Origin of the sequence: Amycolatopsis sp. cmx-4-54 (genome assembly GCF_046548895.1) — a bacterium.
Classification (GTDB): domain Bacteria; phylum Actinomycetota; class Actinomycetes; order Mycobacteriales; family Pseudonocardiaceae; genus Amycolatopsis.
The window spans coordinates 238742-253517 of sequence record NZ_JAEBEJ010000011.1; the positions used below are offsets into that span (position 1 = coordinate 238742).

General features: G+C 68.2%; 13 protein-coding genes. 6 read left to right on the forward strand and 7 right to left on the reverse strand.

The genetic code is table 11. The annotated features are described in order from the left end of the window. Both ACLJQ7_RS32225 and ACLJQ7_RS32230 read left to right on the forward strand, forming a co-directional pair. The gene (locus ACLJQ7_RS32225) at positions 1 to 867 is read left to right on the forward strand and encodes an SMODS domain-containing nucleotidyltransferase (RefSeq protein WP_410651913.1); all 867 of its coding nucleotides are present in this window, start codon (positions 1 to 3) and stop codon (positions 865 to 867) included. 946 nt (positions 868 to 1813) lie between these two features. After that, positions 1814 to 2242: a hypothetical protein gene (locus tag ACLJQ7_RS32230; RefSeq protein WP_125680198.1), complete on the forward strand. Its 429-nt coding sequence runs from the start codon at positions 1814 to 1816 to the stop codon at positions 2240 to 2242. On the opposite strand, the gene ACLJQ7_RS32235 is transcribed toward ACLJQ7_RS32230, so the two are convergent. Next, the gene (locus ACLJQ7_RS32235) at positions 2190 to 2642 is read right to left on the reverse strand and encodes a hypothetical protein (RefSeq protein WP_410651914.1); all 453 of its coding nucleotides are present in this window, start codon (positions 2640 to 2642) and stop codon (positions 2190 to 2192) included. The two genes, ACLJQ7_RS32230 and ACLJQ7_RS32235, sit on opposite strands and share 53 nt — an antisense overlap. Before the next feature lie 134 nt (positions 2643 to 2776). Here ACLJQ7_RS32235 and ACLJQ7_RS32240 point away from each other — a divergent pair, with 134 nt between their 5' ends. Next, positions 2777 to 3202 (forward strand): DoxX family protein, encoded by a 426-nt coding sequence (locus ACLJQ7_RS32240; protein WP_007031884.1) that lies wholly within the window; start codon positions 2777 to 2779, stop codon positions 3200 to 3202. Between the two features lie 64 nt (positions 3203 to 3266). Here ACLJQ7_RS32240 and ACLJQ7_RS32245 read toward each other — a convergent pair whose 3' ends face one another. The 3 genes from ACLJQ7_RS32245 to ACLJQ7_RS32255 all read right to left on the reverse strand — a co-directional run bounded on the left by ACLJQ7_RS32245 (position 3267) and on the right by ACLJQ7_RS32255 (position 6929). Beyond that, complete coding sequence (locus ACLJQ7_RS32245; RefSeq protein ID WP_410651915.1) at positions 3267 to 3974, reverse strand: TIGR03089 family protein; 708 nt, start codon at positions 3972 to 3974, stop codon at positions 3267 to 3269. 9 nt (positions 3975 to 3983) lie between these two features. Next, positions 3984 to 5303, reverse strand: a complete 1320-nt coding sequence (locus ACLJQ7_RS32250) for an LCP family protein (protein WP_410651916.1) — start codon at positions 5301 to 5303, stop codon at positions 3984 to 3986. Positions 5304 to 5390: 87 nt separating this feature from the next. After that, positions 5391 to 6929, reverse strand: coding sequence for an LCP family protein (locus ACLJQ7_RS32255; protein ID WP_410651917.1), 1539 nt, complete (start codon positions 6927 to 6929; stop codon positions 5391 to 5393). 149 nt (positions 6930 to 7078) lie between these two features. Between ACLJQ7_RS32255 and rfbB the strand changes: the two genes are divergently transcribed. Continuing rightward, a complete protein-coding gene (gene rfbB / locus ACLJQ7_RS32260; RefSeq protein WP_410651918.1) occupies positions 7079 to 8062 on the forward strand; it encodes a dTDP-glucose 4,6-dehydratase in 984 nt (327 codons plus the stop codon). 4 nt (positions 8063 to 8066) lie between these two features. Continuing rightward, positions 8067 to 8948: a dTDP-4-dehydrorhamnose reductase gene (gene rfbD, locus ACLJQ7_RS32265; RefSeq protein ID WP_410651919.1), complete on the forward strand. Its 882-nt coding sequence runs from the start codon at positions 8067 to 8069 to the stop codon at positions 8946 to 8948. A gap of 163 nt (positions 8949 to 9111) precedes the next feature. Here rfbD and ACLJQ7_RS32270 read toward each other — a convergent pair whose 3' ends face one another. The 3 genes from ACLJQ7_RS32270 to ACLJQ7_RS32280 are packed head-to-tail and all read right to left on the reverse strand — an operon-like array spanning position 9112 to position 13650. After that, on the reverse strand, positions 9112 to 10200 hold the full coding sequence (locus tag ACLJQ7_RS32270) for a glycosyltransferase family 4 protein (RefSeq protein ID WP_410651920.1): 1089 nt from the start codon (positions 10198 to 10200) through the stop codon (positions 9112 to 9114). Beyond that, complete coding sequence (locus tag ACLJQ7_RS32275; protein WP_410651921.1) at positions 10193 to 12706, reverse strand: glycosyltransferase; 2514 nt, start codon at positions 12704 to 12706, stop codon at positions 10193 to 10195. Before ACLJQ7_RS32275 ends, ACLJQ7_RS32270 begins: the two co-directional genes overlap by 8 nt. Positions 12707 to 12738: 32 nt before the next feature. Then, complete coding sequence (locus ACLJQ7_RS32280; protein ID WP_410651922.1) at positions 12739 to 13650, reverse strand: glycosyltransferase; 912 nt, start codon at positions 13648 to 13650, stop codon at positions 12739 to 12741. Positions 13651 to 13669: 19 nt separating this feature from the next. Here ACLJQ7_RS32280 and ACLJQ7_RS32285 point away from each other — a divergent pair, with 19 nt between their 5' ends. Next, positions 13670 to 14725 carry a glycosyltransferase family 4 protein gene (locus tag ACLJQ7_RS32285; protein ID WP_410652024.1) on the forward strand — a complete coding sequence of 352 codons (1056 nt, stop codon included), beginning with the start codon at positions 13670 to 13672 and terminating at the stop codon, positions 14723 to 14725. Positions 14726 to 14776: the final 51 nt, after the last annotated feature.

The following is a 14776-nucleotide window of genomic DNA, read 5'->3' on the forward strand; positions in this document are numbered from 1 at the left end:
GTGTCTACGATAAGTCAGTCTTTCGCTAGCTTTATTGAAACAATAGAGCCGACTAAGTATCATCTGGAGACACTCATACCGGCGCGAAAAAAGTCTGCTATCGAAAATTTGGAGGAAACTTTTCCCGCCGGGTCGAGTATGCCTTTCATGCACGCCAGCCTTATGGGCTCCGCTGAAAAGAAGACGATAGTAAGACCTATCGATGATATTGACGTGCTAGCTGTTTTCTCTAATGAAAAGGATGCGTACTACAAGTATCAGTTCGACTCAAAGAACTTTCTGTACAGGATCCGCCAGGCTTACGATGGGGTTTCAACTCAGCAAGTGGGCGCACGTGGTCAGGCGGTTCGAGTGTTCTTTCAGTCGGGTGGTCACGTAGATGTTGCCCCAGTCTTTCCTGGAGGAGGAGATGATTATCTTCTTCCTTCTGGAAATGGTGGTTGGATCACGACAAGTCCATTTAAGGCGAACAGGTGGTTTACGGGCAGAAATCAGGATCTGGGGAACAATCTGCGCCCTTTGGTGCGACTGCTAAAGAAATGGAATAGGGAGCACTCTTCTCGTCTTAGCTCTTTTCATCTTGAGACGATGGCTGCAACAGTATTTACGAAGCTTGGATCCGATCGGCGCACTGCGCTTAAGAACTTTTTTGAGTGGGCTCCGAGCTTTCTGGTGGTTCAAGATCCAGGAGGGCATAGTGGAGACCTGAGTAGCTACTTGACCTGGTCATCTCGTCAAGACGTGATCCGGTCTTTTGAAGCGGCAAAGAACCGTTGCGAGAAAGCCATCGAAGCGGAATCTGTTGCTAATCTGTCGGAGGCTCGGAGACTATGGCGCATAGTTCTGGGTGAAGACTTCCCTGGGTAAGGTGGTGGTTGTGAGCCTGCTGCCGAACTTGGCTCTATGGGATCAAGGCGCCGCCGTCGGCGGCGCGCACGTCACCACCCGTACGGCGGGCTCCGCCCGAAGCGACACGGACGGCCTGCCGCTCCGCTCCGGCCGCCGGTCGCGGCGAGCCCGCCGACGAGCAGCACCGCACAGCGCGCCGCCGACGACGGAGATCCAAGGAGCGCATCGGCTCAAACTCCCAGCTCACCCGGCCGACGCGCAGTGGTCACCAGGAGGTCCCTCGCTTCTCAGCGTCTAACACCGGCCCGCCCGCATCAAGGCGGGAAAGCGTGCCTTGACGCGACCGACCCGGCGCTAGAGATGGCGGGGGCGAGGGAAGCGGAGAGAACAGGCACAGGCAGGTCGGGGACCGCTGAAACCTGTCGAGCACCAGCGGGCAGCGCGCCATACTTCGGGCAGTCTCCTTCAACGGGCGCGCGGGGCGCCCGAGGCGAAAGCCGAACCGGCGAGGGTACGCAGCGACATGGGGGATCTCGCATGCGTGGTGCGCGATCGGCACCTGCGAGTCCCTGCCGGACCCGTGATCGACGCTGAGCCAGGCCGTCTACAGGCCGTCAGACGTCGGGTAGGGCCAAGATCCACCGAGAACTGTCGAGAGACGTTTACACAGCTCAGAGGCCGTTCCTAGGCAAGATCAGCAGGTGGGCTGAAACCGGCCGAGAGATCACGCAGATCTACGAAGGCACCAACCAGATCCAGCGCATGGTCATGGCGCGCGCCCTGCTCAAGGGCTGACTCGTTCCCGCGTGAAGGCCCCCTTCCCTCGGCTCAGCCGCGTGAAGGGGGCCTTCACGCGTTTCGGGGACGCGCATTCAGGTGACGAAATGCGCAGGTGAGATCGCCCCTCGGTGAGATGCTTCACGGAAGTACGGCGATCATGGACCGCCGGTGTCACTCTCGAAAGATGTTCTGGTTCGCACCGGTGTCGTGGACACCGCACGACGAGGCCGAGCTGATCGCCGGCTGGCGGTTGTGGCTCGAACTCGGGGATCGCACGTGGCCGACGGCGGCGTGGGACGGGACGGCGGCCGACGTCGTCAGGCCGTTGCGTGAGCTGGTCGCGGCCTGCGACGAGATCGAGACGGGCTACCGCGAGGCCGTCGACGAGCCGTCGGAGGGGTTCATCCGGATCATCCAGTTCCTCGTGTGGACCGTCAGCACGGTGATCGAGCTGTGGGCCGACGACGAGGTCCCGCTCGACGCGGAGCGGATAGCGTTGCTGCACGCCGATCTGGCCGGGTTCGCGGAACAGGCCGAGCGGGTGCTCGAGGTGCTGGCCGTCAGCGGCGGCTGGACGGGTCTGGCCGCGGAGCATCGGCGGACGGGTCGCTGAGCGACTCCGGTTTCTCGACCCACGCGAACTGTGAACCCGCCAGGTGCTCGGTCAGCGAACGGTCCAGCGAGAGCAGGCGCACCGGGGTGCCGAACGGGTCTTCGCCGGGCGCGATTTCGTATCCCAGCTCGATGACGGACTCTTCCTCCTCGTCGGATTCGACTTCGTGACGGGTGGCACCGTTGTCGATCGACCACGTGCCCTCGAGAGTGCGGTGGAACTTCAAGACCAGTTCGCCCGGGGTCGCCCAGGTGAAGCGAGAGACCGCGAACTCGGTGCTCCAGCTCGACCAGTAGAGCCATCCGGAGCTATCGCGGCGGAACACCAGGTCCACGGACTCGACGCTGCTGGGATACAGGATTTCATCCGACCACAAGCCGGTCAGCCGTTCGTCCGTCACGGAGGAGAGTCTGCCGTACAGGAGTTCCTGTCGGGTACCTGTCGATCACGCTCCGGAGGTGCCCTCGGAGCCGTCCGGTGCCCTACCGTGATCCGGGTAAGTTGAATATTCACCGACCAGAAAGCTGATACCCGATGTTCGCTCGTTTCAAGGATGTCGCCCTCCTGCTCGGCCGGATCGGTGTCGGTGTGGTCTTCCTCGCACACGGCCTGCAGAAGTGGGAAAACGGGATCGACGGCACCGCGAAGTTCTTCGAGCAGACCGGAATCCCGCTGCCGACGCTCGCGGCGATCTTCGCGATCGCGGTGGAGATCGTGGGTGCGATCTTGTTCATCGTCGGTTTCCTGACGCCGCTGGTGGGCCTCGGCTTCGTCGTGGTCTCCGTCGGTGCTCTGCTCTCGGTGCACCTCGACAACGGCCTCACCGGCCAGGGCGGTTACGAACTCGTCCTCGTCTTGGCGGTCGCCGGGCTCGCGCTTGGCTTCAACGCCGGCAAGCTGTCGCTCGACCACGCGCTCTTCGGACGCAAGCGTGAGGCGAAGCAGCTCCAGGACGCCTGACGCCGGATGCCATGAAAGCGTCTTTCCTTGCGAAATTTGCAAGGAAAGACGCTTTCATGGCACTTCAGGAGGGAAGATCCGCCGTCGTCCGCTCGGCTTCGCGCCGGGAAGCGAGTTTGGCCGGATCCGCGTCGGTGACCTGGACCAGATGCGCGCCCGCCGCCAGCGGCGTCAGGAACCCGGCGAGAATCCCTTCCTCGTCTGCCCATTCCACAGTGGACAGAACCCGGTCGTCGGCTGAAAGCCCAAGACCGGAGGCGCGAGAGCGGGCTTCGGCGAGCACTTCGTCCACAGTGGACGAGCTCAGTGCCGGAGTGTCACCGGGAATGGGGGACAGCGGACTGAACTGGTCACCCGAAAGCCGGGCTTCGGTCAGGTAGTCCAGCGCCCCGTCCGGCACGGATCCGGCGGGCAACCCGAGACCCATCGGGTGCAGCGAGACGACGGCCGTGGCGGCCGCGTCGGACGCGCCGCCCGGCGCGACGAACGCCACCCGCGCGCCCGCGGTCTCCGTCACCACCCTGGCGCCGCACCACCACGCGCCCAGCAGCACGCCGGCGGTCTGCCAATGCGACGGCAGCACCACGGCGACCTCGTCCCCAGGTTCGACGTCGAACTCGTCGACCAGCCAGTTCGCCGTCTTGGCCGCCCAGTTCACCGTGGTCGCCACGGACAGTTCGACGCGGCTGCCCTGCTTGTCGTCGTAATGGGTGATCAGCGGTTTCGCGGGCGACCCGAGCACGGGCCGCAGCAGCAGTTCGGTGAGGCTCACACCACGACGTTAGTTCACGCAGGGAACGCTCGACGCGGCGAGCACCGGGGCCGCGCCGGGAGCGCCGCCACCACCGCCCCGGCCCGCCAGGCCGGAGATGAAGGTCCGCACGGCGGCGGGGTCGATCTCGACGATGCTCTGGTCGTCCGCGCTGCGGCCGTTGATGTTCACCACCGGGATGGTCGTGAACGTCAGATCGCCCGACGCGATCCCCTTCGCCTGCTGCGCGAACTCCAGCAGGTCCAGCTCTTCGTCGAGGACGATCGACCGGCGCACGACGTCCATCAGGCCCGCCATCGTCGACGGGCTGGTCAGCGTCCCCGCCGACAGGACCTGGTTGAGCGCCGAAGACAGGAACGTCTGCTGCCGCACGATGCGGTCGAGGTCGCCGCGCGGCAGGTTCTTCCGCTGTCGCACGAAGGAAAGCGCCTCGCCGCCCGACACGGTCTGTTCGCCGCGGCGGAAGCTCGCACCCGAGTCCTTGTCCTCGGTCGCGTGATTCAGGCAGACCTTGACGCCGCCCAGCGCCTCGGTCAGCAGGTAGAACCCGAGCAGGTTGACCTCGGCGTAGTGGTCGACGCGGATCTGCGTCAGTTCCTGAACGGTCTGGACCAGTGCCTTACGGCCTTCCTGGTCGGAATCACGTTCGAGTTTCGCCTGATCGGTTTCACCCCGATGGGCGTTCGCGTAGTTGGTCTTCGCGACGCCGTACGCCGAATTGATCTTGTTCGGGCCGCGACCGGGGATCTCGGTCCAGGTGTCGCGCGGGATCGAGACACCGGACGGTTTCCCGCCGTTCTTCGGGATGCGCAGGATGATGATGGTGTCGGTGTTGACGCCGGCCTTCTCCTCGGTGCGCAGCTGCTTGAGCACACGCAGTGGCAGCGGGTTGCCCTGCGCGTCGGTCCGCGCGTCGCTGCCGACCAGGAGGATGTCGGTCGCCCCGTCGTCGGCGGGCGGCGCGGCGGGATCGTCGGGCTTGCTCAGGGCGTTCGTCGTGGGGACGTTGTTCTGCAACTGGTCCTTGGTGACGTAGGCGTAGCCCGTCGTGCCGAGAGCGAGCAGGGACACGAGGCCGACCGCGATCCGCCGGGTGACCCGGCCGGCGCGGCGCAGACGGCGCTCGGGCACGTCGAGCACACCCGAGATCGATTCGTCTTCGTCCTCGTCCGCGGTCGATGGCTGGGGGAGCGGCGGATTCCGCGGGTACGGCGTCGGGACGAACTTGTCGTCACTCTCGGTGTCCGAATTGCCGCTCTCTTCGGACTCCGGTTCTTCGGCGTCCAAGTGCTCAGAACGTTCGTTGACGCTCTTGTCCTCGTCGCTCATCCCTGATCACCTCCCCGGCGCTGTCGCTGGTCCCGATCGTAGGAGAAGGTTAAGCCACGGTGAGTCGGCCACGCTGAGTACCCGGAATTAATTGACGCAGGGCACATTGCCCGCGACGATCGGCTTCGTGGCGGGCGCCGCCGGAGCGCTGGAGGGCGGCGGAGCCGGCTTCGAGGGCGCCGACGTCTTCACCGGGGGCGTGGCCGCACCGGTGGACGCGCCCTTGAAGTCCTTGCCGAGCAGCACCCGCACCTTCCCCGGCGCGACGTCACGGTCCGCCTCGGCCTGCACCGCGGTACCGAAGACCTGCTTGATCAGGGCCAGCGCGCCGTCGTCGCCCGGCGCGTGCCGGATGACCGTCGAGTTGCGAATGCTGAGCTTGGTATCGGCCGCGAGTTTGAAACCCTTGCCTTGCAACAGGTTCCGGGTCTCGATGGCCGCCGTGGGCGAACCGCTCCCGTCGAAGAGTTCGACGGTCACCGCCTCCGCGCCCGGCAGGGTGGCCGGGGTCTCGGACGGCGCTGTCTCCCCGTCGGCGGTCAGGCGGGCGACCTCGGCCTGCACCTGCGCCGGGTCCACGCGGAGCACGGCGGCGCCGCCGATGATCGCGTCGCCCTGGGTCGGGATCGTGTGGAACTCGACGTTTCCGCTGGTCAGCCCGCGCATCTGCGCGGCGAACTCCGGCAGATCCCAGCCTGCCGACAGCACGACCGACTTCTTCACGGCGCCGATCAGGTCCGCGATCTTCGCCGGGTTGATCAGGACGTCGGACGAGAGCACCTTGTTCGCCAGTCCGGACAGGAAGGCCTGCTGCCGCGCGATCCGGTCGAGGTCGCCGTTCTGCAGGTCGTAGCGCTGGCGGACGAACGCGAGCGCCTGGACGCCTTCGACGGTCGACTTCCCGGCGGGCAGATCCACGCCGGACTTCTTCTCCTTGACCGCGTTGTTGAGGCAGACCTCGACGCCGCCGATCGCCTTGGTGATCTCGTAGAAGCTCGACAGGTTCACCTCGGCGTACCGGTCGATCATCTTCGGCTTGCCGATGAACTTCTCCAGCGTCGCGATCAGGTTCTTGCGGCCGGCGTCCTTGGCTTTGGCGTCGACGTCCTTGAGGTCGGTGTTGCCCTGCTGCTGCAGCGTCTTCGACGTGTCGTTGTAGGCGTACACGTACGCGCTGTTGAGCCTGTGCTTGCCGAAACCCCCGGCGATCTCGACCCACGAGTCACGGGGGAAGGAGATCGCGACCGCCTTCTTGCCGTTCTGGGGGATGTGCACCAGGATCATCGTGTCGGTCTGGCGCTCGCCGTCCGAAACACCGGCGTGCAGCATGTCGAGGACCTCGCGCGGCAGCGGGTTGCCCTGCGCGTCGGTGCGGCTGTCCTGGCCGACCAGCAGGATGTCGATCGCGCCGTCCAGCGGTTTCGCCGGCGGGTGGCCGTTGTCCTCGAAGATGTTCGTGGTCGCGAAGCCCTGGGACGGGTCGCCGATGAACTGCCAGCCCCACCAGGTCAGTGCCAGGATCGTGATCGAGACCAGGCTGAACACGACCTTCACGCCACGGCGGGCGATCACCACGACGCCGCCACCACGGCGCGCTGGAATGGGTGGCCCGGGCCACTCGGTCACGTGCGGTCCTCCACGAATCTCCCCAGGGCACACGCGTGCCTCGCTCAAGACTCTACTGATCCTCGTGTTAGACGTCCGTAGGCTGGTGAAAGGTTGCCCCGGTCGTGACACACTCGGCCGGTCAGGAAGAAGCAGAGGGAGGACGCGGCATGCGCGTGCTGGTCACCGGTGGCGCCGGGTTCATCGGTTCGCATTACGTCCGGCAGGTGCTGACGGGTGCGTACCCGAGCTTGGCCGACGCCGAGCTGATCGTGCTCGACAAGCTGACCTACGCGGGCAACGAAGCGAACCTGGAACCCGTGCGCGAGAACCCGCGCTACCGGTTCGAAAAGGGCGACATCTGTGACGCCGCCCTGGTCGGTGAGCTGATGCGGGGCGTCGACCTGGTCGTGCACTTCGCCGCCGAGTCCCATGTGGACCGTTCGATCGCCGGCGCGGCCGACTTCGTGCTGACGAACGTGCTCGGCACCCAGACGTTGTTGCAGGCGGCGCTCGAGGCGCAGGTCGGGAAGTTCGTCCACGTGTCCACCGACGAGGTCTACGGCTCGATCGACACGGGATCCTGGGACGAGGACCACGCGCTGGAGCCGAATTCGCCGTACTCGGCGTCGAAGGCGTCCTCGGATCTGCTGGCCCGTTCGTTCTTCCGCACGCACGGATTACCCGTCTGTGTCACGAGGTGCTCGAACAACTACGGTCCGTACCAGTTCCCCGAGAAGGTCATCCCGCTCTTCGTGACCAACCTGCTCGACGGCAAGAAGGTGCCGCTCTACGGCGACGGGCTCAACGTGCGTGACTGGCTGCACGTGGACGATCACTGCAACGGCATCCAGCTCGTCGCCGACGGCGGCAGGCCTGGTGAGGTCTACAACATCGGCGGTGGAACGGAACTGACCAACCGCGAGCTGACCGAGCGGCTCCTGGACGCCGTCGGCGCCAGCTGGGACAGCGTCGAGCCGGTGGTGGACCGCAAGGGGCACGACCGCCGGTACTCGGTCGACATCACCAAGATCTCGCGGGAGCTCGGTTACGTGCCGCGGAGGTCCTTTGAGGACGGTCTGGCCGACACGGTCGCCTGGTACGGCGGGAATCGGTCGTGGTGGGAGCCGCTGAAGAAGCGTGCGGGGGAGTGACGAAGTGCTGAGCATTCTCGTACCGGGCGGATCCGGGCAGCTGGGGCGGGACCTCGCGGCGCTGGCCGTGGACTCCGTCGACGCCACGGCCCCGTCGTCGTCGGAGCTGAACGTGCGCGACACCGGCCAGGTCGTCGCCGCGGTGACCGAGCTGGCGGACCGGGCGCGGGCGGCGGGGAGGTCGCCGGTGGTGATCAACGCGGCGGCCTACACCGCGGTGGACGCGGCGGAAACCGATGAGGAGCGGGCGTTCGCGGTGAACGCCGACGGCCCCCGGGTGCTCGCCGCGGCGTGCTCGTCGCGCGGGGTGCCGCTCATCCACGTGTCCACGGACTACGTGTTCGCGGGCGACGCGACTTCGCCGTACGAGACCAGTGACCTCTTGAGCCCTCTCAACGCTTACGGCCGGACGAAGGCCGCGGGGGAGGACGCGCTGCTCGGTTCGGGGGCCCGTTCGTGGATCGTCCGGACGTCCTGGGTGTACGGCAAGACCGGGTCGAACTTCGTGGAGACCATGGCGCGGCTGGAAAAGGAGCGCGACGAGCTGTCCGTAGTGGACGATCAGACCGGTTCGCCGACCTGGTCCCGCGACCTCGCCGCGGGCCTGCTGGAGCTGGCGGGCCGGGTCGCCGTCGGTGAAGGGCCGTCGCAGCGGGTGCTGCACTGCACGGGTGGCGGGTCGACGACGTGGTGCGGGTTCGCGAAGGCGATCTTCGCGGAGCTGGGCGCGGATCCGGCGCGCGTGAAGCCTTGCACGACGGCGGAGTTCCCCCGTCCGGCGGCGCGCCCGGCGTACGGGGTGCTGTCGAACGCGTCTTGGCGCGAGGCAGGTCTTACGCCGCTTCGGGCCTGGCCGGACGCGCTGAAGGCGTACTTCGCTTCTTGATCACGCCAGTTACGTCTCCAAACACGCGAGTTACGCCTTCAATCACGCGAGTTCCGTCCCCAGGCACGCGAGTTCGCCCTTCCGCGCGGAGGGCGCGGCGTGCGTGGATAGGGAACTCGCGTGATTGGGGGCGTGACACACGTGATTGGGGGCGTAACTTGCGTCAGTGCTTCGTGCTCGCCTGGCGGTAAGCGGCGACGGTGAGTTCGGCGCACGCGCGCCAGGTGAAGTTCGCGACGTGCGCGCGGCGCGCGGCCGAAGTGGCGACGGCGTGCGGGTCGCTGACGGCGATCCGCAGCGCCTCCACGAGCCCGTCGACGTCCTCGTAGGGGACCAGGCTCGCGCAGTTCCCCGCGACCTCGCGCAACGCCGGGATGTCCGTGCACACCACGGGGACGTCCGACGCCAGCGCTTCCAGTACCGGGAGCCCGAAACCTTCGTCGCGCGACGGCAGCACCAGCGCGCTGGCCCCGGCGACGACCCGCCGGAGGCTCACGTCCGACAGGTAGCCCACGTGGCGCGACCGAGGGCCGACGGCGAACGAACCGGGACCGACGAACACCAGATCCGGCAGATCCGGCGCGGCCTCGTGCGCCTGCTGAAGCCAGTGCAGGCCCTTCCGGGGGCCGGGGGCGCCGGCGAAGAGCAGGTACTTGTCCGGGAGCCCGAGTTCCTTGCGGCGTTCCGGGTCCGGCGGGCGGGCGGTGAACCAGGCCGGGTTCACGCCGAGCGGGGTGACGATGATCTTGCCGCGGTCCACGTCGAGCCGTTCGGCGACCTGGTCGGCGACGGCGTTGGTGGGCGTGCAGATCGCGTCCGCCAGCCGGGCACCGCGCCGCACCAGCCGCGGCAGCTCGTGGTCACTCGGCGCGAGTTCCTCGGGAGCGTCCAAAAAGGCCAGATCGTGGATGGTCACCACACCCGCGGCGCGGAATCGGCCGGGCAGCACGAAGTTGGTGCCGTGCACGACATCCGTCGGCCCGGCGAACAGTTCCACCGGCGGCAGTTGCGAACGCAGCCACGCCTTGCGCAGCAGCCTCGCCGCCACCGGCATGCCTCGTGCCCGGACGCCGTGCGGGAGCACGTGCCGCAGCCTTCGCCAGCCGCGCAACGTGAACGCGACCGCGCGAGTGTCCACTTCGGACATCGAGGCGAGCTCTTCGGACAGTGCGACGGTGTACCGGCCGATACCCGTCCTGGCACCGAGCAGCGGGGTCCCGTCGAGCAGGACGCGCAAGGGGCGGTCAGCCACGGCCGAGCCTCTGCTTGGCGACCTTGACCACGCGGCCGCCGACGCGTCGCGCGAGCTCCTTCGGGCCGCCGTCGGCGAGATACTCGCGGATCAGGTCGACGTCGCGGCGCAGCATTTCCTTGCCCCGCACCGGTTCGGAGACCACGAGATCGCCGGAGCCGGGCAACCGGTCGGCGGCGGGCCGCGGGTTCCGGCAGAACTCCACCAGTGGTTTCAGCGCCTCCGGCCAGGCGTAACGCCGGGCGACCGCGGCCATCCGCTCGACACAGCCCGCGGCGAATTCCTTGTCGTACAACGCCTTTTCGAGCGCGTCGGCGAGCGCGTCCACGTCCTCGGCCGGGACGACGACACCGAGCCGTTCCTCGCGGACCAGATCGGCGAACGAGTCGCCGTCGGTGGTGACGATCGGCAGCCCGGCCCACAGATAGTCCAGCACCCGCGTCCGGAACGCGAACGTCGTCTCGACGTGCTCGTAGTGCGTGGTGACGCCGCAGTTCGCGTCGAGCAGCCAGTTCTGGCGCTCCTCGTACGGCACCCACTGCTGGTTGAAGAACACGTGCTTGCCGGTGAGCCCGAGTGTGTCGGACAGCAGCATCGTCCGCGCGCCGATGTCCATCTCGGTGACCTCGGGGTTGGGATGCTTCATCCCGAGGAACACCAGGCGGACGTCGCCGCGGCGTTGCCGCAGCCGTTCGATCGCGCGGATCAGGGTCAACGGGTCGAACCAGCTGTAGACGCCGCCCGCCCACAGGACGACGTGGTCGGTCTCGGCGATACCGTCCAAAGTGGACCGGAGGCCGGGGCCGGTGCGGACCGGTGCCTGCGGCGGCAGGCCGAACGGGACGATCGACAGCAGCGACTGGGTGGTCGGGTCAGCGTCGTACAGCCGAGGCGACAACCTGCCCATCGCGGCGAGGTGGCCCAGCCAGAAATGCCGCTGACGCTCCGACGCGCACAGGAAGAAGTCACCGCGTTCCAGCTGCGCGTCGAGGACCTTGGTGACCCCGATGAGGTCCAGTGCCCGCTTGTCGTCCGGAACGCCCTTGCCCTGTTCGAGCAGTTCGAGGTGCATCGGGTCGTAAAGATCCGCGACGACGATCTTGTGCGCGTACTGCTTCTTGAGTGAGGGCGCGAGTTCCAGCACGTGACCCTGCAGAACGATGATGTCGGCCCAGTCGATCGGGGCCTCCAATTCGCGCCGGGTTGCCGCGCTGACCCGGAACGCGGCGGGCGGCGGATCGGCGAGCGGGTTGACCGTCACCAGGTGGACGTCGTGTTCGGTGGCCAGGGTCGTGGCCATGTTCCACGCGCGGATCGCCGGGCCCGCCATCCGTTCGGTGATCGCGTCGCCGGTGATCACCAGTACCTTGCGGCGCTGGCCGAAGAGCGCGTCGATGCCGAACGTCTCGACCAGGACGTCATGCGCGGCGAGATAGCGCGGCAGCGGATACGCGGGCTCCAAGGCCTTGCGCAGCAACGGAAGCAGATCGGCGTCGGTGCGGACGCGGGCGGCCTGTTCGGCGGCGCGCGACTCGGTGAGCGAGGGCAGCAGTTCGACGAACTGGTCGATCGCCAGCACACCGGCCAGTGTCGTCCTCGGTACCTCGACCGGTCCGGTTTCGGCCGGGCCGACGCCCTGGGCGAGATCGAACCGGGTGGCGTCGAGTCCGCCGCGCGCGGTCGCCCGGCGGACCGCCAGCGCCAGCGCGGCGGGCAGGGCGCGTGTCAGCGTCTCGTCGGAGAGGTTCTTGTACAGCGCCGCCAAGGCGTTGCGCTCCAGCAGGAACGTCTCGCGCCCGGATTCCGGAGCGTCCACTGTGGACATCGTGGCGTGGTGCCGGTGATAGGTCAGCGACTCCGGCACGTAGCGCACGCGCCAGCCGCGCAGGTTCAGCCGCCAGCCGAGGTCGACGTCCTCGTAGAACATGAAGAACCGCTCGTCGAAGCCGCCGAGTTCGGCGAACACCCCGGCGCGGACGAACATCGCCGAACCGGTCGCGAACAGGACGTCCTTGGCGATCTCGTGTTCGGCGGCGGGGACGTCGGCCAGGGGGCTGCCGGCGTGGCGCTTGTAGCCCATGCCGAACCAGGTGAGGCCCGCGTCGACGAAATCGGTGCCGGTGCCGTCCCAGTCGAGGACCTTGCTGGCCACCGCGGCGACCGTCGGCTGCGCGCGCAGCTCGGCCACGGCCGTGCCGACCCAGCCGGGAGCCGGGCGGGCGTCGTTGTTGAGGAAGGCGAGCACCGTGCCGGTGGCGTGCTTCGCGCCGAGGTTGCAGCCGCCCGCGAAGCCGGAGTTCACCGGGGACTCGACGAGCTTGACGCCCGGGGCCGCGGCTCTGATCTCGGCCACGTCGGTGCCGCCGGAGGCGTTGTCGACGCAGATGACCTCGAGGTTCGGGTAATCGTGTTCGGCGAGCGCGCGCAGGCAGGTGACGGTGTCGGCCGCTCCGCGGTAGTTCACCACGATCACCGAGACGACCGGTTGCGTTTCCCCCTGCGCCAAAGCCGTACTCCCTGCTCTCGATTGGGGCAAGCTTAATTGCCCGCCCACGCGTCCCAGACCGCGCCTCGGCCCAGTGTCGCCCGCCGCCCGATGGCCCGCCGCTCGAGCAGCGTGCGCGGCAGGCGGGCGGCGACGGCGCCCAGCACCCGGCACCGGAGGCTCAGCCGGAAGTTCGGCGCGTCCGGCCTCCCGCGAAAAGGGAGTATCGCGGTCAGAACCGCGAACTTCACCAGCTGACGGATCGCCACCGAGCGCGGGGCGCACCGCAGGAGGGTCAGCAGGCGGTTGCGTTCATTCCACAGGTGGAACGGGACCGAACCCGGCCGGGTGCTCGCGCCATGCCGGTGGACGACCTCGGCCTCGGCGCCCACGACGTCCCAGCCCGCCAGCCGCAGCCGCCACGCGGTGTCGGTGTCCTCGTAGTAGCAGAAATAGGACGCCGGGACGCCGCCGACGGAACGCAAGGCCTCGACGTTCAGCACGGCCGCGCCCCCGCAGAACCCGAAGACCTCGTCGGCGGATTCCGGCAGGTCGGCGCCGTGGCCGTCGGCGGTCAGGCGGACGCCGGTGGACTGGACGGTCCCGTCGGCCAGCGTCAGCCGGGCGCTCACGGCGGCGGCGAGGGGAGCCTTGGCGAGGGTGTCTTCGCAGGTCGCGAGCCACTCCGGGGCCGGGGCGGCGTCGTCGTTCAGCCAGGCCATCAGCGGGGTGCCCACTTCGGCCAGCGCGGCGGCCATGGCGCCCGCGTAACCAGTGTTTCGCCGTAACCGGAGCACCTGGGGCTTCGAGGAATGGGCGGCGAGGAGGGCGGCCGTCCCGTCGTCGGAAGCGTTGTCGACGACCAGCGTCCGATGCGGGCGGGACTGCGCGGCGAGGGCGTCGAGGCAGGCGGTGATGTGCGCGGCGCCGCGCCAGGTGACCACGACGACGGTGGTGCTGGTCATGCCAGAGAGAATAGAGACCATGCCCGAACTGGTCGTGCTCGCCGAGCAGCTGCTGGCACCGGTCCCCGGCGGGACCGGCCGCTACACCGGCGAGCTGTTGCGCGCCCTCGCCGAGACGGCGCCGCCGGGCTGGACGGTGTCGAGCGTGGTCGCTCGGCACGCCGACATCGACGCCGCGATCGTCGAGGGGGTCGCGGGGCCGCGCGTGCTGCCGATCCCGCCCCGGGGGCTGATCGCCGCTTGGCAGCTGGGCCTGCCGTGGTGGCCGGGTGGCGACGCGGTCCACGCGCCGACACCGCTGGCGCCCGCCCGGGTGCCGAAGGGGCAGACGCTGTCGGTCGCGGTGCACGACACCGTGCCCTGGACGCATCCCGAGACGCTGACGCCGCGCGGCGTCGCGTGGCACAAGGCGGTGATCGCGCGGGCAGCGTCGCGGGCGACCGCGCTGATCGTGCCGACGCAAGCGATCGCGGACGAGCTCACCGCGCTGGTGCCGGTCTCGGTGCCGCTGCGCGTGATCCCGCACGGTGTCCGGCCGCACGCCGGGTTCGCCGAGGTCTCGCTGCCGGAGCGGTACGTGCTCGCGATCGGGACCATCGAGCCGCGCAAGGGCATCGACGTGCTGATCGACGCCGCCGGCCGGATCGGGGTGCCGCTGGTGCTGGCGGGTCAGCCGGGTTGGGGCGGCATCGACCCGGTGGCGCTGGCGCGCGAGCACCACGCCGATGTCCGGGTGCTGGGGAAGGTGAGCGACGCGGAACTGGCATCCACCTTGCGGGGCGCGTCGGTGCTGGCGATGCCGAGCCGGGCGGAGGGGTTCGGGCTGCCGCTGATCGAGGCGATGGCGGCCGGGGTGCCGGTGGTGCACTCGGCCGTCCCGGCCCTGGTCGAGGTGGCCGGGGGAGCGGGCGTGACGGTCCCGATCGGCGAGGCGCAAGCGCTTGCGGATGCCCTTCGCGACGTACTCGACCGTCCGGAGCGTGCGGCAGCGCTGCGTGACAGCGGTCTCAGCCGTTCGAGTGAGTTCACCTGGCAGCGTGCCGCTTCCGCCGTGTGGGGTCTTCACGTGCGCTAAGGAGTTTGTCGGTTCCTCACCGCGGAGCCAGGGCGCCGCCGTACCCTCCTA

Bases quoted from the DNA above. Each gene is read 5' to 3' on its own strand.
- ACLJQ7_RS32230 (WP_125680198.1), top strand. From the start codon at position 1,814: ATGTTCTGGTTCGCACCGGTGTCGTGGACACCGCACGACGAGGCCGAG.
- ACLJQ7_RS32240 (WP_007031884.1), top strand. From the start codon at position 2,777: ATGTTCGCTCGTTTCAAGGATGTCGCCCTCCTGCTCGGCCGGATCGGT.
- ACLJQ7_RS32250 (WP_410651916.1), bottom strand. From the start codon at position 5,303: ATGAGCGACGAGGACAAGAGCGTCAACGAACGTTCTGAGCACTTGGAC.
- rfbB (WP_410651918.1), top strand. From the start codon at position 7,079: ATGCGCGTGCTGGTCACCGGTGGCGCCGGGTTCATCGGTTCGCATTAC.
- ACLJQ7_RS32280 (WP_410651922.1), bottom strand. From the start codon at position 13,650: ATGACCAGCACCACCGTCGTCGTGGTCACCTGGCGCGGCGCCGCGCAC.
- ACLJQ7_RS32285 (WP_410652024.1), top strand. From the start codon at position 13,670: ATGCCCGAACTGGTCGTGCTCGCCGAGCAGCTGCTGGCACCGGTCCCC.